A 19,193-nucleotide genomic window follows, 5' to 3' on the forward strand; every position below is an offset into this window, starting at 1 on the left:
GCCGCGATCGGAAAAGAAAGCATCGGGGGCGGTCGCTTCGGCGATCGCCCCTTTCAGGGGCTCATTGCCCTGCCCTCGCCTCGCGCCGCCGGCTCAGCCCAGCTCGCGCAGGACCGCCTGGTTCTTGCCCAGGCGCTTGGCCTCGTACAGCGCCAGATCCGCGCTCTCCAGCAACGGGCCGTAGGAGTCGATGCGGCTGAGCGCGCACGAGGCGCCGCCGACGCTGACGGTGATGCGCTCGGTCGTCGCGCCCTTGTTCGGAATGCCCAGCTCGTAGACGCTGGTGCAGATCTGCTCGGCCACGCGGCTGGCGCCTTCGAACGACGTCGACGGCAGGATCAGCGAGAACTCTTCGCCGCCGTAACGCGCGGCCACGTCGGCCGGACGCTGCGCGCAGCGCTGGATCGCCAGCGCGACCGCCTTGAGCGCTTCGTCGCCGGCCAGATGGCCGTAGATGTCGTTGTAGACCTTGAAGTTGTCCACATCGATCATGAGGATGGAAAAATCGCTGCGCTCGTTCGCGGCCCGGCGCCATTCCTTATCGAGGTAACTGTCGAGGTAACGCCGGTTGTTGAGGCCGGTGAGTCCGTCCACGTCGCTGAGCCGGCGCAGGGTCTCGTTCAATTCCAGCAGCATCTGCTGGCTCTCGCGCAGGGCCTGATAGGCGATGTCGCGCTCGACCTGGTTGAGATAGGCCTGGGAATGATGGCGGATGCGCGCGATCAGCTCGATCGGATCGGGCAGCTTGACCAGATAGTCGGCCGCGCCGGTGGCGAAGGCCTGACTCTTGACCGCGGCGTCCTCCTTGCTCGACAGCACCACGATCGGCACGTTGCGCAAGGTGGCGTGGACCCGATACAGGTGCACCAGGGTCATGCCGTCCACGTCCGGCATCACCAGGTCCTGCATGATCACCGTGGGCTGCAGCGCTTCGGCCATCGCGATGGCGTCGGCCGCCGAGCCGCAGTAATGGAATTCGATGTCCTGTTCTTTCGCGATGGCGCGGCGCACCGCTTCGCCGATGAACGGCTGGTCATCGACCAGCAGCACGCGGCAGCGGCGTTCGTGCGGCAATCCGGACGGACGATTCAAGGGAGGTACGGTCATGTGGATACGTTCCTGGTGTCTGCGCAGAGCATCCGCAGCTTTGAGGCGATTTGATTCAAGGCGAGGATATCGACCGCGGCGCCGCGATCGGCGGCGGCCTTGGGCATGCCGTACACGGCGCTGCTGGCGCGGTCCTGGGCGATGGTGTGATGGCCGCGCAGGCGCAGCGATTCCAGGCCGCGGGCGCCGTCGCGGCCCATGCCGGTCAGCAGCACGCCGACGATTTCGCCGGACCACTGCCGGTTGATGCTGTCGAAGAACACATCGACCGAAGGCCGGTACGGTTGATCGACCGGTTCGCGGGTGTATTCCAGGGTGCCGCCGGCTTCCATCACCAGATGTTCGTTGGTTCCGGCCAACAGCACCGTGCCGGCGACGGGGCGCTCGCCCGGAATCGCCAGACGCACCGGATTGCTCGAATAACGATTCAGCCAGTCGGCCATGCTCAAGGCGAATTTTTCGTCGATGTGCTGGACGATGACGATCGCGGCGGGAAAGTTCGCCGGCAATCCGCCGAGCAATTCCACCAGCGCGGCCGGGCCGCCCGCGGACGCGCCGATGGCGATCAGCCGCTTGGTGCCGTTGGCGCGCGCGGGCGCGCGTTGCGGCCGGCGCGCCGGCGCGTCGCCGATCAAGCGGCCGATCAGGTCGATCTTGGCCAGCAGTTCCATCGCCCCGGCCTGATCGCCGTTGGCCAGGCTGGGAACGTCGGTGGCGTCCATCGCGCCGTAGCCCATCGCTTCGAACACCAGCGGCGCGTTGCCGCCGACGCTGGCGGTCACGATCAGGATCGCGCACGGGCTGGCGGCCATGATCTGCCGGGTCGCCTCGACGCCGCCGATGCCGGGCATCAGCAGATCCATCAACACCAGATCCGGCGGGTCCTGCGCGCAGCGCTTGACCGCATCCTCGCCGTTGGACGCGGTCCAGGCCACGCTGTGTTCGCGGCGCGGGGCGATGGCGCGGCGCAAGGCCTCCACCGCGAGCGCCAGATCGTTGACGATGCCGATCCTCATGGCGCGGCCTCGCCGATCAGATCCACCACCGCCTGCAGCAACGCTTCTTCATGGAAGCCGCCCTTGGTCAGATAGAAATCCGCGCCGGCTTCCAGGCCGCGGCGGCGGTCTTCCTCGCGATCCTTGTACGACACGATCATCACCGGCACCGCGCGCAGGCGCGGGTCTTTCTTGATCAGGCTCACCAGCTCGATGCCGTCCATGCGCGGCATGTCGATATCGGTGACCACCAGATCGAAATGCCCGGTGCGCACCGCGTTCCAGCCGTCCATTCCGTCCACCGCCACCTCGACGGCGTAGCCGCCGTTCTCGATCAGTTTGCGTTCCAGTTCGCGCACGGTCAGCGAATCGTCCACCACCAGCACACGCTTGCGTTCGGCCATGCGCGCGTGATCCTGATAGCGCAGCTGGGCGAGGCGGCCGGTGGAGACCAGACGCTCGACCGAGCGCACCAGATCGTCGACATCGACGATCAGCACCGGCGTGCCGTCGTCGAGCAAGGCGCCGGCACTGATGTCCTTGACCTTGCCCAACTGCCCAGGCAGCGGCTGCACCACCAGTTCGCTGACGCCGCGATAGCGATCCACGGCCAGGCCGTATTCGTGCACGCTGCCGGCGGTGCCGACCACGATCACCTGCAGTTGCTCCGGCGAGGTCTGCGCGTCGGCGCCGCCGAGCACCTGCGAGGCCGATACCAGGCCGATGCCGCGGCCGTTCAACTGGAAGTGCTGGCGGCCTTCGAGCATGCGCACCTCATCGCGCGGCACCATCACCGTGCAGGTGATCTGGGTCAGCGGGAACGCATACGGTTCGCCGCCGATTTCCACCACCAGCGCGCGCAGCACCGAGGTGGTCAGCGGCAATTGCAACTGGAAACGCGAGCCGCCGCCGGGCCGCGAGGACAGGCGCACGCTGCCGCGCAGTTGCTTGACCATGTTCTGGACCGCGTCCAGGCCGACGCCGCGTCCGGAGATTTCCGTGACCACTTCGCGCAGGGTGAAACCGGGCAGGAACAGGAATTCCATCAACTCCGCTTCGCTGAGCCGGGCGGCGGTGGCTTCGTCGGCGAGGCGGCGGGCAACGACGATCTGGCGGATGCGTTCCAGGTCGATGCCGCGGCCGTCGTCTTCGACGGTGATTTCCAGCAGCCCGGAGACGTGATGCGCTTCCAGGCGGACGGTGCCGGCGGCCGGCTTGTCGGCGGCGTCGCGCTGCTCGGCCGATTCGATGCCGTGATCGACCGCGTTGCGCAGCAGATGGCCCAGCGGCGCTTCCAGCTTAGCCAGCACATCGCGATCGACCTGGGTCTTGGCGCCGACGATTTCCAGGCGCGCCTGCTTGCCCAACTCGCGCGCCAGATCGCGGACCATGCGCTTGAAGCCGTGGGTGCCGTCGGCGAACGGGCGCATGTGGCTGGACAAGGCTTCGTCGTACAGACGATGGGCGACGCTGGCGGTGCGGCGTTCGAACAAATCCAGTTGGGCGATGCGATCGGCCAGCAGCCGCTGCGATTCGGCCGCCAGCGAGCGTGCTTCCATCAACAAGGCGGTGGCGCGCTGATCGCGCGACAGGCCGGGCGTGTCGGCCAGCTTGTCCAGCGCCAGCGCGTTGTCGCGCTGCAGGCGCTTGAGCCGGCTCAGCGAGCGGATGTACGGATCGAGCCAGCGCGACACCACCAGCGATTCGCCGGCCAGTCCGAGCAGGCGGTTGAGGCTGCGCGCGGTGATGCGCAGGACGCGCTCGTCGTCGGATTGATCGCCGGCCGGCGCCGGATCGGCCGCGGCCGCAGTTTCGCTCGCGGGCGCCGGCTGCGGCGCGGACTGAGCATCGGGCGTCAGCGCCGCGGCCAAGCTCGCGCAATAGCTTTGCGCTTGCGGCGCGTCGTCGCGCATCCACGGTTCGGATTCTTCCGCCGGGGTGGCGGCGATGCGGCTGAGCAGGTCCACGCCGCTCAACAGCGCGTCGATGGCCTGATGGCCCAGCACGATCCGTCGTTCCTGCGCGGCGACCAGGCAATCTTCCATGACGTGCGCGATCGCCACCGCCGCCGACAGGCCCAGGATGCGCGCGGCGCCCTTGATCGAATGGGCCGCGCGCATGCACGACTCCAGCTCCGCGGCCGCGCCGGGCTGGGTTTCCAGCACCAGCAGGCCTTCGGTCAATACCTGCGCCTGCCCTTCCACTTCCATCCGGAACAGGTCGTGCAGCGAATAATCCTGGAGATTGCCTGTGCTCATCCCAGCCGCCGGTTGATCGCGCTCAACACCAGATCGCCGTCGAGCAGGCCGGCGTTGCGTTCGCCGACCGCCACCACGCCGGTGCTGAAGGGAGAGTCCGACAACGCCACCGTGCCCGGCACGTTGCCGACGCCGGCCGGATCGTAGCGATGCGAGCCGTGCACTTCGTCGGATTCGAACGCCAGCCGCTGCTCGCGCGCCGACAACACCACCAGCCGCTTGCTCAGCAGATTGCGCCCGCGCTCCGGCGCCGGCTGGCTCGTATCGAGCTGCAGCAGCGCTTCCAGGGCGACGCAGACGGTGAGCTGGCCGCGCACATTGACCAGACCGCGCACCAGCCCTTCGCGCCGGTGCGGCAGGCTGTGGATCGGCCGCGGCTCGATGACTTCATCGACCATCCACGCCGGCAGCCCGAGCCATTCGCCGCCCAGGCGGAACACGAACAGCGAACCGGTCAGGGCGCGCAAGTCCTCGGCGCGGGTGGCGATGTGGCGCGCGGCCTGCCGCAGTTCCTCGCCTTCCGGCGCGCGCCCGAGCAGCCGGGCGACGGCGCTTTGCGCGGCTTCGCTCGCGGGCTTGTCGTTCATTGCGACTCCTGCCTGCCGGCGGCGGCGCTGCGGCAGCGTTGCGCGCGCAGTCGCAGTACGCGCGCGCCGGCCGCGTCGCCGCGGGTTTCGAGCAGCAAGGCCAGGTGCATCAGTGCCTCTTCATGGCAAGGCTCCAGGTACAGGACCTTGCGAAAATGATCTTCGGCGGCGCTGTCGCGGCCGAGCGCGCCGTGGATCAGGCCGCTCAGGTACAGCGCGCGCGCCGACGCGGAATGCGTCTGCAAGTAGGCCTCGCATGCCGTCGCCGCCTCAGTGAAGCGGCCGTTGTCGGCCAGGGCCTGGGCGCGGTCGAGCAAGGATTCGTCCACGGCGTGCGCGAGCTGCGGCGGCGGCGGTGCCGGCCGCACCGGCGCTGTCGGCCGCGGCACCGCCGACAGCGCGCGCGGCGACGGCGCGGGCCGGGCCGCTGCGATCGCGGCGACCGTCTTGCGCGGCGCCGGCGCGGTGATGTCCAGCCCCGGCTTGGGCGGCGCCTTGCGGAAGGCGAACGCCATCGGGAACTGCGCGGAGACGAAACCCTCCGCCAGCATCAGGCTCGCTTCGGAAGGACCGACGAACAACAGACCCTGCGGCCGCAACAGGCGGCGCAGGATCTCGACCGTGCGCACCTGGGTCTGGGCATCGAAATAGATCAGCAGATTGCGGCAGAAGATCGCGTCGTACAGCGCTTCTCCGGGCAGGAAAGCGATATCGAGTACGTTGCCCTGGATGAAGCGCACCCGCGAGCGGATCGACGCCGGCAAGCGCCAGGCGCCGTCTTCGAGTTGGAAATGACGATCGCGAAAGCCCAGCTCGCGGCCGCGGAACGAGTTGTTGCCGTAGGCGCCGTGACGGGCCTTGCTCAGCGCGCGTTCGCTGATGTCGACCGCATCCACGTCGAGCCGGTCGATCGGGAATCCCGCATCGAGCAGCGCCATCACCACCGTGTACGGTTCTTCGCCGCTGGAGCACGGCAGGCTCAGCGCGCGCAGGCGTTCGCCCGGATGGCCGGCCGCCCATAGCGGATCGTAGTGATGGCTCAACGCGGCGAAGGCCTGGCTGTCGCGGAAGAACCAGGTCTCCGGCACCACCACCGCTTCGATCAGTTCCTGCTGCTCCAACTGCGAGGCGCGCAGCAGATGCCAGTACGCGGTGAGGTCGGCGCGATCGCTGGCGCTCATGCGCCGCTGCACCGCGCGTTCGACCACGCCCGGGCCGATACTGGCCGCGTCCAGCCCCATCGTGTGCTTGAGCCATTGCTGGAAACCGTCCGGCGTCATGCGTCGGCGGCCGTCGGCTGGAACAGAATCCGCTGCACCGATTCGGGCAGCAGGCTGCGCACGCGCACGCGCTGGATCAGGCCGCGCGCGTCGCTGGCGACCTCGCCCAGGTACGGCGCCTGCGGATGATCGACGCCGGCGGCTTCGAACGCGGCCGGCTCCATCCGCACCGTTTCCAGCACCTGCTCGGCGATCAGTCCCAGCTTGCGCGTGGCGCCGTCGTCCATCGGGTAATGCACCACGATCACCCGGGTGCTGCGCAGCGCGCGCGCGTCGCGGCCCAGCGCCAGCCGGCACAGATCGATCAGCGGCACCAGTTCGCCGCGGTAATCGAACACGCCGGCCACCGCCGCCGGCGCCTGCGGGATCGCCTTGGCCTGCATCAGCGGCAACACCGACACCACCTGCGCCGCTTCGATGGCGTAACGGTCGCGGTCCAGATGGAAGACGAGCAGCAACACGGCATCGCTCTCCGGAGAATGGGCTTGCCCGGCCATGCGTTCGCGGGTCAGGCCTGCAACTTGAACTTCGAGACTCCGTCGCGCAGTCCGGCGCTGACCTGATGCAACTCGTCGATCGCCTGATTGGACTGCTTGAGCGCATCCACCGTCTGCTGCGCGGCTTCGCTGAGCTGCACCAGCGCCAGATTGATCTGCTCGGCGCCCGCGGCCTGCGCCTGCACGCCTTCGTTGGCGGTCTCGAAACGCGGCACCATCGCCTGCACGTGTTCGATCACCTTCGACAACTGGCCGCCGACCTGCTGCACATCGCCGGTACCGCGGCGCACTTCCTCGGAGAACTTGTCCATGCCCATCACGCCGGCCGACACCGCCGACTGGATCTCACGCACCATCTGCTCGATGTCCAATGTCGCCACCGCGGTCTGATCGGCGAGGCGGCGGATTTCCACCGCCACCACCGAGAACCCGCGGCCGTATTCGCCGGCCTTTTCCGCCTCGATGGCGGCGTTGAGCGACAGCAGGTTGGTCTGGTCGGCGACCTTGGTGATGGTGGTGACGACCTGGCTGATGTTGCTGGCCTTCTCGGCCAGCACCGCGAGCTTGCCGCTGATCGTCGCGGTGGCGTCGATCATGCGGCCCATCGTCTCTTCCATCTGCGCCACCCCGTCCTGGCCGTTGCCGGCCAGCATCGCGGTCTGTTCGGCGCTGGTCGCGACCGCGCCCATGGTCCGCGCCAGTTCCTTGGAGGTGGCGGCGATCTCGCGCGAGGTCGCGCCGATCTCGGTGGTGGTCGCGGCGATCTGCGCGGCGGTGGCCTGCTGCTCGCGCAGCGTGGCGGTGATTTCGTTGATCGAGGAATTGACCTGGATGCCGGAGGTCTGGATCTGCCCGACCAGCTCGGACAAATCCGTGCTCATGCGGTCGTAGCCTTGCGCCACCGCGCCGAACTCGTCCGCGCGGGTGAAGCCCAGGCGCTGGCTGAAATCGCCCTTGGCCATGATCCCGGAGGCGCGCGTCAGCCGGTCCAGCGGCAGCGTGATCGCGCGCCACAGGTAGAACCCGGCCAGGACCGCCAGCGCCAGCGCGCCGGCGAAGGTGACGGTGATTCCGATCTGCGCCGAGATCACCGCATCGTCGATGCGCTGGCCCGAGGCGACCGCCTGGGTGTAGTTGAACTTGATGACGGTGGCGATCAACTCCACCGACTTGTTGAAGGTCGGCGTGACTTGCGCGTTGAGCATCCGCTGCAGCGCGGCCGTATCGGATTCGCCCAGTTTGATCAGCTCGGGCTGCAGCGCGAACACTTGCGCGCTCATGCTGGTCAGCGAATCGAAATTGCGGCGGTCGCCGGGGTCGTTGATGGTGACGCGATAACGGTTCATCGCCTCGTCGAAGGCCGCGCGGCGCGAGCGCATGCGCTCGGCGGCCTGGGCGCGGTCCTTGGCGTTGGACGAGGCCAGCCCGTTCATGGCCGTGTTATAGGCATGCCACTGGGTTTCTATCTGTCCCGAGGCATACAACCCGGGGACGGAGTCGCTGCGCAGCCGGGTTTCTTCGGCCTGGATGCGATTCAACCGCTGCAGGGCGAGACCGCCCATCAGCAGCATGACCGCGATGATCACCGCGAAACTCAACATGATTCGCTGGCGAATCGTGAGATTACTCATGGCTGGTTCCCGTGAGACGCATGAAACGAATGGCCTACCGTGATTGCTTGCCGCACCCGCGCTTTCACCGGCGGCGGCGCGAGGACGCGTATTCGCGCCGGTCCGCCGCGGTAACCGGCGCTTGCCGCGGATGAAACCACCGACCCCCCTGGTCGGCGCCTGCCTCACGGTCGGCCGGTTATGAACGCACCGACGACTTAATTTACACGTCTTGACACGATAGAGGCATATTTACAGACATAGCCCGGCGTTTTTCAGTTCGCGGATCATCACGTGAAATTGACCTGGGCTGACGATTGCGCGGTGCGGCAATATGCCGGCGGGCTGCCGTGATAACTGAACAACCGGTGGCGCCGGGCGGCCGGGTGAGGTACGGCCCGAGTTGGGTGAGAGGGTTTTATCGTGCCGCCGCGTGGATATGGCGCGGATTTTCGAACCAAGGGGCGGACGTGGAAACTGCGGGCGGCGGCGGGCTAATGTGACAGCGAGGCTGCGCTCGGCCACACGTAGCGAATGCCTTGATTGGGACTTGCGTAAATTGAGAGCGGCTACAAGCCTCCCTCTCCCGCTTGCGGGGGGAGTGTGGCTCCACGGCGCGCCCCTTCGTCAGATAGCTTCGTCAGCGATTTGCCCCACGGCATCAAGAGCCAGCATCGGCAAATCCAAAACTCAAACTGGAGAACACCGTTTCATAATCCGTCTCGCTGGATTGCGGCAGGGGCTGAGTCCAGATCGCGTTCAGCAACCAGCGGCCGCGGCCCGGCATGGCGAAACCCGCGCGGCCGGCGGCCGCGCCGTCGCAAGAGCGGCCGGGCTCACTGGCCCGGATGACGTCCCGGATGCGCGTGTTGCGAATCGGTCTGCATCGCCGCGACCTGGGTTTGCGTTTGCGGGTTCGACGGCGCCGGCGCGTTCGCCGCGAGTTGACTGGCCTCGCGCGAACTTTGCTGGATCGGCTTGACCATCGCTTCGGCGGTGGTCACGCCGGCCCATTGCATCGATTCGCCATGGCCGTGGATCGCGAACAGTTTGCCCGGCTGCTGATCGGTCACGCCGTCGATGGACGGCAAGCGATTGTGCTTGGCCGCCAACGCCAGCGCCGCCGAGGCGTTGTCGAGTTGGGCCGCGCTCATGCCCAGGCCGTGGTCGCGGTTCAAGGCGCCGACATGGCCCTTGGCCTGCTCGAACAAACCGTTGTCGGGATTGCGCGCATCGCTGAGCACGTAGCGCGGCTGCAGCTGATGCACCGGCGCGTCGGGATCGAAGGCGCGCACCGGCTGCGGCTGGCGATCGAGCAGGCCCGGCAGCATGTCGAGCGCCTGCTGATCCTCGCGCGTCGCCGGCCCGTGCTCGACGAAGGCGCGGTCGTGTTCGGTTTCCGGCGCTTCGCGGTCGCGGAATTCGCCGCGCGCGTCGAGTTCCCATTCGTGCGAGCAGTTGGCGCTGCGGCTCACCAGGCGCAGGTTGGCGGTGTCGTTGTACAGATCCAGCGCGTCGGCCTTGCTGATGCTGCCGCCGGCGCGCTCCAGGCGCTCGCGGGCGACGTCCTCGAACGGCCGCACGTGATCGATGTCGAACGCGTCGCGGGTCACCAGTTGCCCGGTCGCGGGGCAATGGAACAGCGGCACCTGCCGCGCATAGCCGTCCTCGCCGTTGATCGGGACGCTGCCAGCGTAGCGTTCGGAGAGCTGATGCTCGAACCACTTGCCGGACACGCGCGTGTCGAAACTCAGGCCGGCGCGGCCGTCTTCCAGGGCCCAGGTTTGATCGCGCGTGGTGGTGCGGCGCGCGCTGTCGCGGGCCGGATCGAACGGCGGATGCGGCGCGGCCGGATCGTAGTGGAAATGTTCGCGCGACCAGTCCTGCCAGGCCGGCGAATCCACGCCCTGGTTCAGGGCGCGTTCGGCGCTGTTGCGGGCGCGGTTGATCACCGCCGGCAGCGCGCGCAGATTACCGACGTCGTTATAGGCCTGGTGGGCGTCGGCCATGCTGCGGGTGCCGACATCGTGCAGGTGCTGCTTCCACGGTTGCACGTGGTCGATGTCCAGCGCTTCGGCGGTATGCCAGGTGTCGGTTTCGCGATTGCGGTACAGCAGCAGATTGTGCTGGCCCGCGCTCACCGGCAGCACGTCCATGTTTTCGCGCGCCCAGTCGTTGCGCATGTAGTGCACGGTGGAATCGTAGAAGGCCAGCGCGGTGCGGCTGTCGTTGGGATTCCAGGGGCGTTGCCGTAGATCCTCGCCGTGGGCCGGCGGGCTCAGATCGTCCCACCGCGCCAATTGCACCTGACGGCCGCCGCTGAGTGGTTGCTGGAACGTTCCCATTGCGCGGTTTCCCTTCGGTTTTAATGTCAGCACGAACGCAGGATGCGGACGCGGGCGGCCATGCGCCGGCCGCGCGAGCGGCGCTCATGATCGCGGCGGCGGCGGAATTTTTTGCCCGCCGCGGTCACGGTTCCGCCGCCAGGCCAAGGTTCGCAACGGCAATCGCCGTGCGTGGCGCCGCCGCCCCGCCACTGTGATCGCGGTCGTGCGCCGGCGCCGATAACCGGCATGCGATGCGCGCGGCTTGCGAAAATCTCCCGCCGCTGCGCACGGCCGCCGCGATTGCCGCATCATGGCGGCCTTCCCCGCCGGCCGTTCCTGCATGCGTGTGTTGCGCGATTTGTCTGTGTCCGCGGTCGTCGCGGGTTTCGTCGCCGTCCTGGTCGGTTTCACCAGTTCGGCCGCCATCGTGTTCAGCGCGGCCCAGGCCTCCGGCGCCGACGAGGCGCAGATCGCCTCGTGGATGTGGGCGCTGGGCCTGGGCATGGGCCTGACCTGCATCGGCCTGTCGCTGCGCTACAAGGTTCCGGTGGTCACCGCCTGGTCCACGCCGGGCGCGGCGATGTTGATCACCGCGGCGGCCGGGCTGCCGCTGGCGGAAGTGATCGGCGCGTTCCTGGTCAGCGCCTTGCTGACCACCCTGCTCGGCTTCAGCGGCTGGCTGGAGCGCGCGCTCAGCCGGCTGCCGGTGAGTCTGGCCTCGGGCATGCTGGCCGGGGTCTTGCTGCGCTTCGGCTTGAACGTGTTCACCTCGATGGAGCAACGCTTCTGGCTGGTGGCGGCGATGTTCCTGAGCTGGCTGCTGGCGCGGCGCTGGAGCCCGCGCTACGCGGTAGTGATCACGTTAGCGGTCGGCATCGTCATCGCCGCCGCGCAGGGCGAGCTGCACTTCGAGCGGCTGAAGTTCGCCATCGCCACGCCGGTGTGGGTGACGCCGCGGTTCTCGCTGGCGGCGATCGTCGGCGTGGCGATTCCGTTGTTCGTGGTGACCATGGCGTCGCAGAACATTCCCGGCATCGCCATCCTGCGCGCGCACGGCTACCAGGACACGCCGGTGTCGCCGCTGATCGGCTGGACCGGGCTGACCACCTTGCTGCTGGCGCCGTTCGGCGCGTTCGCGCTGAACCTCGCCGCGATCACCGCGGCGATCTGCATGGGCCACGACGCCCACGAAGACCCGCGCAAACGCTACATGGCGGCGGTGGCCGCGGGATTGTTCTATCTGCTGACCGGCGTGTTCGGCGCCACCGTGGCGGCGCTGTTCGCCGCCTTTCCGCAGCCGCTGGTGCTGGCGATCGCCGGCATCGCCTTGTTCACCACCATCGGCAACGGTCTGGCCGCGGCGGTGCACGATCCGCAGGAGCGCGAGCCGGCGCTGATCACGTTCCTGGTCACCGCATCGGGCGTCAGCGCGTTCCAGATCGGCTCGGTGTTCTGGGGAATGCTGGCCGGGTTGTTGGCTCTGGGTATCGCGCGCTACAAGAAATAACCGCGATGCGCGTATCCACTATCCGCCGTGCTTGCAACGAACATCGTCCGAGCCGCCGCGCGGGGCCGCGCCGATGAAGCCGGCCCAGTACAGCAGTGCGAACAGGCGGGCGAAGACCTGCGACAGGCGGCGCGCGGCCGGCGCAGGTTCGCGCTGAACGCGGTCGCGCTCGCTCGCAGCGGGAGGAACGGGTTCGGCAAGACGGACGCGGGACGGGGCATGAAGGGCTCCGGCGGCTGGGGAGCCGCAGTGTCCGGGTCCATGCCGGCGCGAGGCTTGAACGAACGGCGCGTCCGCGCGGGCGGCGGCTTCGCCCAAACTGAGCAGTGCCTCGCGTTGTCGGAGTCGGACGCCGGCTATGCTCCGGCGATTCGATCCGGGAGAACGGGGCATGGAAGCGAGCGAACATCGGCCTGTCGTACTCGCCGCGCCGATCGACTGGCTCAGCCCGAGCCTGATCGTGAGCCTGTCGCTGGCGCTGCTGGCGGCGCTGCTGGCCTCGGTCTATCTGCTGCAGCGCGACCCGGCCCCGCGAACCTCGGTGTCGGCGCTGCCGGCCGCCGATGCGGCGCGGGCGCGAACGCAGCCGGCCCCCGCCCGCATTCGCGTCGATCCGGTCACCGGCCAGGAAGTGGTCGAGGAAGCGGTGGAATTCCGTTGCGTGCAGGGGATGCGGGTGCGCAAGCAGGGGAGCAGTTATTCGTCGGCTGGGCATTGCTGACAGGGGCCTCGGCTGCCCTCATCCGCCCTCCGGGCACCTTCTCCCGCAGGCGGGAGAAGGGCTGTATCAACCTCCGCTAGTCGTGACAAGCGTCTCTGCCATCGGCAGTACCCACTTCGTCTCCCCGCAATGACGCAGTCGCCCCTTTCCGCTAGCGTATGCGGCAACCTCCCGCCCGCGCGGTTTCAGCAATGCGAATCACCGACGCCAGCTACGGTTCCAACGAAGACGGCCTGATCTGGGGCTACCGCTTCGAACCGGAGCAGCCGGCGCAGTCCATCGACACCCACGCGGTCGCGCAATTCCTCGCCACGCCGGCGCAGGAAGGCGGCGGCTTCCTGTGGCTGCACTTCTCGCTGTCCAACACCGGCAGCGAGCGCTACCTGCGCCGCGCCCTGGAACTGCCGGACGCGTTCTACGACAGCCTGCGCAGCGAAGTCGGCTCGACCCGGCTGGAGCTGGACGACGGCGCGCTGATCGCGGTCATCCACGATGTCCTGTTCGATTCCAGCTTCGACGCCTCCGAGGTCGGCACCACCAGCCTGTGCATCGGCCCGAGACTACTGGTGAGCGCGCGCCTGCGGCCGCTGCGTTCGGTCGATCAACTGCGCGCGGCGGTGCGTTCGGGCCAGAGCTTCCGCTCGCCGGTGGAACTGCTCGCGCATCTGCTGCGCGACCAGGCCAGCGTGCTCGGCGACATCCTGCGCAAATCCACTCAGCAGGTCGATCGGATCGAAGACCGGCTGCTGGCCAACCGCATCTCCACCGACCGCACCCAACTGGGCGCGCTGCGGCGCAGTCTGGTGCGGCTGCAGCGGCTGCTGGCGCCGGAGCCGACCGCGCTGTTCCGCCTGCTCAACCGCCCGCCGGACTGGATCAGCCACGACGACATCCAGGACCTGCAGCAGGCGGCGGAGGAATTCTCCACCGCCATCGGCGATTCGGCGGCGCTGGTGGAACGAGTCAAGCTGATCCAGGAAGAACTGGCCGCGCTGGTCAACGAGCAGACTGGCCGCACCTTGTTCGTGCTGACCGTGGTCACCGTGCTGGCGCTGCCGATCAATCTGATCGCCGGCCTGTTCGGCATGAACGTCGGCGGCATGCCGCTGGCCGAGAGCCGGCACGGCTTCTGGACGGTGGTGGTGGCCTTGTTCGTGCTGACCGCGATCCTGGCCTACGCCGCGTTCGGCCGCCGCCGCGACTGAAGCGCCGGGCTCAGCGCGGAAATTCCACCACGGCATTGGACGCGGGCAATTCGCCGCGGCGCTCAGGCGCGAGGCCCGCTTCCAGCGCCTGCCAGGGCTGTTTGCCCAGGCGATCGAGTTGCGGGTAATGGCCAAGCAGGCGGAAGCCGGCGAAGCCGTAGCCCACGCCTTCCGAAGCCAGCGGCTTGCGCCCGTCGGCGAGATGGAAATGCAGATGCGGGCCGGTGGAATCGCCGGTGAAACCCAACTCGCCGATGGTCTGACCGATGCGCACCTTGTCGCCTTCGCGCAGCGTCACGCTGCCCGGGCGCAGATGCTCGTAGGTCGCGTAGCGGCCGTCGGCCAGCGCCAGCACCACGTAGTTGCCGGCGGCTTCGTCGAAATCGTGTTTGGGATTGAGCGATACGCGCGCGGTCTCGGCCACGCCGTCGCGCGCGGCGGCGACGGTGGCGTCGGCCACCGCCAGCACCGGTTCGCCGTAGCCCAGCGAATCGGCGGTGAGATCCTTATCGCCGCGGCTGGTGCGGCCCTGATCGTCGAGTTTGACCCAGTCGATGGCGTAACGCCCCGGCAGGCGCGCGCGTCCGTCCAGGGCGTAGAACACCCGGCGATGGCCGCGCGGCCACTGCGGCGCATAGATCGCGATCCACGGCCCGCCGCGCAACGGCGGCCCCAGTTGCAGCCTGGGCGCGGCGGACAGCGCGATCGCCGCGCCTTCGACGGCGACCGGCGCATCGCTGCCGGCGGCCTTGAACTCAAGGACATGGCGCAAGCCCTTGGGCGTGCGCCGCGGCTCGAACTCCAGATAGATCACTTCGCGCTCGCCGGGACGGATCGCGCCTGCATCGCCGCTCTTGCGCCCGATCACCCGGCTGCGCGCGGCCAAGTCCTCGCCGCTGAAACTGGCGAGAGTGGCGCCGCCATCGGCATCGACCACGCGCAGCGCAGACGGCGTCAGCTCGCGGTCGCCGAAGTGGCTCAGGTGCAATTCGTAGATCAGGCGCGACCGCCCTTCCACCTGCACCGGCGCCGGCGCTTGCGGCACGCTCAGTTCGAAACTGTCGAACGGCGCGGCCGCGCGCGCGGTCGCCGCGGCGCTCAGCAATACGAGCAGATGCAAGGTTGTAGCGAGCGGGCGCGGCATGCGGCGGTCCTGGCAGGCGATGGAACGGCGAGGACGGCAGCTTCCGCGAGCGCCGCCGCGCCGTCCCATGCCATTTGTCATCGGCCTCGCCGACGCCAAGCTTCAGTTCACATCGATCACCACTACGCTCATCCACGGCACCGCCACGGTGATGCGCCCTTGCGAGAACGCGGCGGCGTTGGCGATCCGCGCCGGCGGCTGGTACTGCGCGCCGGTGCCGAAGTTCGCCGGGTCCATGCCGCGGGTGTAGCGCCAGGCGCTGTAGCGGCCGCTGGTGCTGCCGGTCAGCGCGATCACCGCCTGCCGGTCGGTGTTCTCCGACTTGTTGACCAGCACGATCTTCTTCGCGTTGTCGGTGGCGAACACTTCCAGACCGGCGACCTGGGTGCTGGCGCCGACCATGAACTCGCCGTACCGCCGCGACCACGCGCCGCCGCTCCAGGCCGACAGGCCCCAGTACGCTGGCAACCGCAACCGCTTGCCGGCGGGCTGGTCGTTGCGGTCGGTGCCGTCGCTGATCAAACCCAGCGGCCCGTTGTTGTCCGAATATTGGTACGCGCTGCCGCCGGCGCGCAGCACGTGGCCGATCAGCGAAGCGGTGTGCACGGTGTTGCGCGAGGTGTAGAACGAGCCGCGCCAGCCCGGGTCGTACCACGCGTTGTAGTTGAACTCGCCCAACTGGATCGCCACGCCGTTGGCGCGATCGCCGAAATACTGCGTGATCTCCTGGCGCAGCCAGGCGATCGCCGCGCCGTAGTCGGCGGTGGTGCCCAGGTTGCCCAAGGCGCTGCCGCTGCCGTACTTGTGGAAATCGACCACGTCGGTATCGGCGTGGCTGGCGGCGAAGAACTTGCGGAAGTCGCCGTACTTGTAATCGGCCCAGGTCACCAGCGACGGCCCGGCCAGCGACAGCGGCTGCGCGCTGGCCTGACGCATCGCCGTGGCGATGGCGTGGAAGCCGTCGCTGCCGTTGCCGCCGAAAATGTACGGGTCCATGCCGAAGCCGTTGTCGGGCTCGTTGCCGACGATGTAATCGACCACCGGCCCGCCGCGCTGGCCGCCGTTGTCGTTGAAGTAGCGCACCAGCGCCGCCGCGTCGCTGGCGCGGATATCGTTGTCGTTGCTGCTGCCGCCGACCGCGATCATCGCAATGCCGTTGATACCCTTGATCGCGCGGATGTAGGCCTCGCCCTCGTTGCCGCCATGGATGCCGCCGGCCGACGATCCGACCTGGCCGTCGTGATGGAACAGGGGAATGCGCCACACCAGCGGCCCCAGGTCGGCCAGGTACTGGCGCCATTGGCCGCTGTCGGGCCCCTTGATCAGGTTGCTGCCGCCCTCGGCGAAGGTGGAGATGGTCGAACCCAGCGAATACGTCGAAGTCGGTTGGCCATGCGCGGTGAAATCGACGAATACGTTCGCGGCCGGCGCGGCCGCGCGCGACGCGTCGGCCGCGGAAGACGCGACGGCCGCCGACGACAGGCCCAACAAGGCGACGCTCAACAGACCGCTCAACAGACGGCGGCGGGGCGTGGGAACAGCTCGATGCATGGGAAATCCTTGCGCTGGAGGAAAGAACGCCGCGGCGGCGGTTAGCGCGACGCCGCCGAGGCTCGTGGAAATCTTCTGGCCCGTGGTCGCGTCGCAATCGGCTGCTGGCGTCAGGGCAGCGCGGAAACGCGCACGTAGTCGATCGTCATCGTGCTGTTGAGCGCGGGATCGGGCGTGCCGGCGTAGGAACCGACGGCGATGTTGAGCAGTACCGTCGAAGGCGAGTTCGCCGGCACCGCGTACGGCAAGGTCTTCACCAGCCGGCCGTCGACGTAGAACGAGGCCTTGGCCGAGGCGCCGGCGCTCCAGCGCGCTTCATAGACATGCCATTGGCCCGGGTCGATCGCGTATTCGCCGCCTTCGCCCGAGGTGTCGGTATGCACGTGGTATTCCGGGCGCCAACGCGAACCGTTGAGCCCGTTCTCCATCAGGTCCAGCTCGCCGTGCCTGGGCCACAAGGCTTCGGGCTGGCCCAGCGTCCAGATCGCCGGCCACGCGCCGGACTGCCAGCCCGACATCTTCGCGCGCACCTGCACACGGCCCTTCGCGTGGGACGGCTTGCTCATCAAGCGCGCGGAGGTGTAGCGGTAGCCGTTGTAGTCCTCGCGGCGAGCGGTGATCACCAACTGTCCGGCGCCGTTGAGGCGGGCGTTGCGTCCGCCGTCGGTGTAGCACTGGTCTTCGGCGCCGCCGCCCCATTCGCAACCGGTCTGCTGCTCCCACTTGGCCGGATCGGGCTGGCTGCCGGCGGCGCCGTTGAATTCGTCGTTGAACACATAGGTCTGCGCTCGCGCCTGCGGAGCGGGCAGCGCGAATGCCAGCACGGCCGCGGCGACGGCGAACTTGATCGAACGGGTCATGGATTCGCTTTCGGTGGGAGACGGCGCGACCTTAGGGCCGCAAGCTGTCGCTCGCCTGTCGAATCGGTCGCTTACGCGAGAAGCGGATGTGCGCGTTGTCGAAATCGGAACGGCGCTCGCGGTTCCAGCGCCTGCCGGCTATCCGCCCTGCTCCGCATGCCAGCCGCCGCCGAGCGCCTGGATCAACGCGACCGCCGTGGTCTGCCGGTCGCGCGTGGCTTGCGCCAGCGACTGCCGCGCCGACAGCGCTGTGGCCTGGGCGACGACGACATCGGTGTAGGCGACCAGCCCGGCCTGATAACGGTTGAGCGCGATGCGCTCGGCTTCGTCGGCCGATTGCGAGGCTTGCGCGAACAAGCGGGCGCGCTCGACCAGGACGCTCGTGGCCACCAGTTGGTTCTCCACGTCCTGGAAGGCGGTCAACGCGGTCTGCCGATACAGCGCCACGCTTTGGTCGTAACCGGCGCGGGCGGCGTCGCGGCCGGCGCGGCGCGCGCCGCCGTCGAACAAGGTCTGCGCCAGCGCCACGCCCAGCGACCACAGGCTCGACGGCGCATCGAACAAACGCCCGAGTTGCGAGGCGCCGCCGCCGCGCGACGCGCTCAGGGTGAAACTCGGAAAGAACGCCGCCTGCGCCGCGCCGACCTGCGCGTTGGCCGCGGCCACGCGGCGTTCGGCGGCGGCGATGTCGGGACGGCGCTGCAACAGGTCGGACGCGATGCTGGGCGGCAGCTCGGGCACGCTCGCATGCCAGGCCGGATCGGGCGCAAGGGCGAAGTCGGCCGGCGCGCGGCCGACCAGCACCGCGATCGCATGTTCCAACTGCGCGCGCTGCTGGCCCAGATTGGCCAGACTCGCCTGCGCATTGGCCAGTTGCGTCTGCGCCTGCAGCACGTCGCTCTTGGGCGCGATCGAGGCGGCATAGCGATCGCCGGCGATCTTCCGCGAACGCTGGTACGCCGCCACCGTGGCCTGCAGCAGGCGCGTTTCGATATCGCTTTCGCGCAACTGGAAATAATTCGCCGCCAACTCGCCTTGCGCGGCCAGCCGGGCCGAGGCCAGATCGGCGGCGCTGGAATCGGCCTGCGCGCCGGCGCCTTCCACATTGCGGCGGATGCGGCCCCACAGATCGGGCTCCCAACTCGCGCCGATGTCGTAGCGATACGTCTGGCCGACGCTGGAACCGCTGCCGCCGGCGCTGCGCGCGCGCGTGCCGGAGCCGTCCAGGCTCACCGTCGGAAACAGCGAGGCGCGTTGCTCGCGCACCAGCGCCCGCGCCTGCCGGTACGCGGCCTGCGCGGCGGCGAGATTCTGGTTCGAGACCTCGACCTGCGCCATCAACGCATCCAGCGCCGGGTCCTGGAACAGGCTCCACCAGCGGCCGCGATCGAGCGCATCGGCCGGCACCGCGCGGTTCCAGCCTTCGGCCTCCTTGTACTGGGCCGGCGCGCTCACGGTCGGCCGGACGTAATCCGGGCCGGCGGCGCAGCCGCTCAACGCGGTCAACGCCAGTGCGATGGTTGCAACGCGGATGCGCATCGAAT

General features: G+C 68.6%; 15 protein-coding genes. 3 read left to right on the top strand and 12 right to left on the bottom strand.

The features are described 5' to 3' along the window. Nucleotides 1–93: 93 nt before the first annotated feature. From J7J50_RS16130 to J7J50_RS16165, 8 genes are all read right to left on the bottom strand, one after another. Complete coding sequence (locus tag J7J50_RS16130) at nucleotides 94–1,107, bottom strand: diguanylate cyclase (RefSeq protein WP_215058332.1); 1,014 nt, start codon at nucleotides 1,105–1,107, stop codon at nucleotides 94–96. Further along, entirely contained in the window at nucleotides 1,104–2,123 is a 1,020-nt protein-coding gene (locus J7J50_RS16135) for a chemotaxis response regulator protein-glutamate methylesterase (RefSeq protein ID WP_215058333.1), read from the bottom strand. The genes J7J50_RS16130 and J7J50_RS16135 overlap by 4 nt, the downstream gene beginning before the upstream one ends. Then, a complete protein-coding gene (locus tag J7J50_RS16140; RefSeq protein WP_215058334.1) occupies nucleotides 2,120–4,360 on the bottom strand; it encodes a hybrid sensor histidine kinase/response regulator in 2,241 nt (746 codons plus the stop codon). Before J7J50_RS16140 ends, J7J50_RS16135 begins: the two co-directional genes overlap by 4 nt. Then, complete coding sequence (locus J7J50_RS16145; protein WP_215058335.1) at nucleotides 4,357–4,947, bottom strand: chemotaxis protein CheW; 591 nt, start codon at nucleotides 4,945–4,947, stop codon at nucleotides 4,357–4,359. The genes J7J50_RS16140 and J7J50_RS16145 overlap by 4 nt, the downstream gene beginning before the upstream one ends. Continuing rightward, nucleotides 4,944–6,227 (bottom strand): protein-glutamate O-methyltransferase CheR, encoded by a 1,284-nt coding sequence (locus tag J7J50_RS16150; RefSeq protein ID WP_215058336.1) that lies wholly within the window; start codon nucleotides 6,225–6,227, stop codon nucleotides 4,944–4,946. Before J7J50_RS16150 ends, J7J50_RS16145 begins: the two co-directional genes overlap by 4 nt. After that, nucleotides 6,224–6,688 (bottom strand): chemotaxis protein CheW, encoded by a 465-nt coding sequence (locus tag J7J50_RS16155; protein ID WP_215058337.1) that lies wholly within the window; start codon nucleotides 6,686–6,688, stop codon nucleotides 6,224–6,226. Before J7J50_RS16155 ends, J7J50_RS16150 begins: the two co-directional genes overlap by 4 nt. A 47-nt stretch (nucleotides 6,689–6,735) precedes the next feature. Next, nucleotides 6,736–8,355, bottom strand: coding sequence for a methyl-accepting chemotaxis protein (locus J7J50_RS16160; protein ID WP_215058338.1), 1,620 nt, complete (start codon nucleotides 8,353–8,355; stop codon nucleotides 6,736–6,738). Between the two features lie 815 nt (nucleotides 8,356–9,170). Then, a complete protein-coding gene (locus J7J50_RS16165; protein WP_215058339.1) occupies nucleotides 9,171–10,679 on the bottom strand; it encodes an XVIPCD domain-containing protein in 1,509 nt (502 codons plus the stop codon). Nucleotides 10,680–11,001: 322 nt separating this feature from the next. Here J7J50_RS16165 and J7J50_RS16170 point away from each other — a divergent pair, with 322 nt between their 5' ends. The 3 genes from J7J50_RS16170 (at nucleotide 11,002) to J7J50_RS16180 (ending at nucleotide 14,094) form a co-directional block, all read left to right on the top strand. After that, complete coding sequence (locus J7J50_RS16170) at nucleotides 11,002–12,168, top strand: benzoate/H(+) symporter BenE family transporter (protein ID WP_215058384.1); 1,167 nt, start codon at nucleotides 11,002–11,004, stop codon at nucleotides 12,166–12,168. Nucleotides 12,169–12,559: 391 nt separating this feature from the next. Beyond that, nucleotides 12,560–12,889, top strand: a complete 330-nt coding sequence (locus J7J50_RS16175) for a hypothetical protein (RefSeq protein ID WP_215058340.1) — start codon at nucleotides 12,560–12,562, stop codon at nucleotides 12,887–12,889. 191 nt (nucleotides 12,890–13,080) lie between these two features. Next, nucleotides 13,081–14,094 carry a transporter gene (locus tag J7J50_RS16180; RefSeq protein ID WP_215058341.1) on the top strand — a complete coding sequence of 338 codons (1,014 nt, stop codon included), beginning with the start codon at nucleotides 13,081–13,083 and terminating at the stop codon, nucleotides 14,092–14,094. A gap of 10 nt (nucleotides 14,095–14,104) precedes the next feature. Here J7J50_RS16180 and J7J50_RS16185 read toward each other — a convergent pair whose 3' ends face one another. The 4 genes from J7J50_RS16185 to J7J50_RS16200 all read right to left on the bottom strand — a co-directional run bounded on the left by J7J50_RS16185 (nucleotide 14,105) and on the right by J7J50_RS16200 (nucleotide 19,188). Continuing rightward, nucleotides 14,105–15,238, bottom strand: a complete 1,134-nt coding sequence (locus J7J50_RS16185) for a M23 family metallopeptidase (RefSeq protein ID WP_215058342.1) — start codon at nucleotides 15,236–15,238, stop codon at nucleotides 14,105–14,107. A 102-nt stretch (nucleotides 15,239–15,340) separates the two neighbouring features. Beyond that, complete coding sequence (locus J7J50_RS16190) at nucleotides 15,341–16,789, bottom strand: hypothetical protein (protein ID WP_215058343.1); 1,449 nt, start codon at nucleotides 16,787–16,789, stop codon at nucleotides 15,341–15,343. A 110-nt stretch (nucleotides 16,790–16,899) separates the two neighbouring features. Then, a complete protein-coding gene (locus J7J50_RS16195) occupies nucleotides 16,900–17,649 on the bottom strand; it encodes a glycoside hydrolase family 16 protein (RefSeq protein WP_215058344.1) in 750 nt (249 codons plus the stop codon). A 138-nt stretch (nucleotides 17,650–17,787) separates the two neighbouring features. Next, nucleotides 17,788–19,188, bottom strand: coding sequence for an efflux transporter outer membrane subunit (locus tag J7J50_RS16200; RefSeq protein WP_215058345.1), 1,401 nt, complete (start codon nucleotides 19,186–19,188; stop codon nucleotides 17,788–17,790). Nucleotides 19,189–19,193 lie beyond the last annotated feature (5 nt).

The organism is Lysobacter sp. ISL-50 (genome assembly GCF_018612875.1).
Lineage (GTDB): Bacteria > Pseudomonadota > Gammaproteobacteria > Xanthomonadales > Xanthomonadaceae > Lysobacter.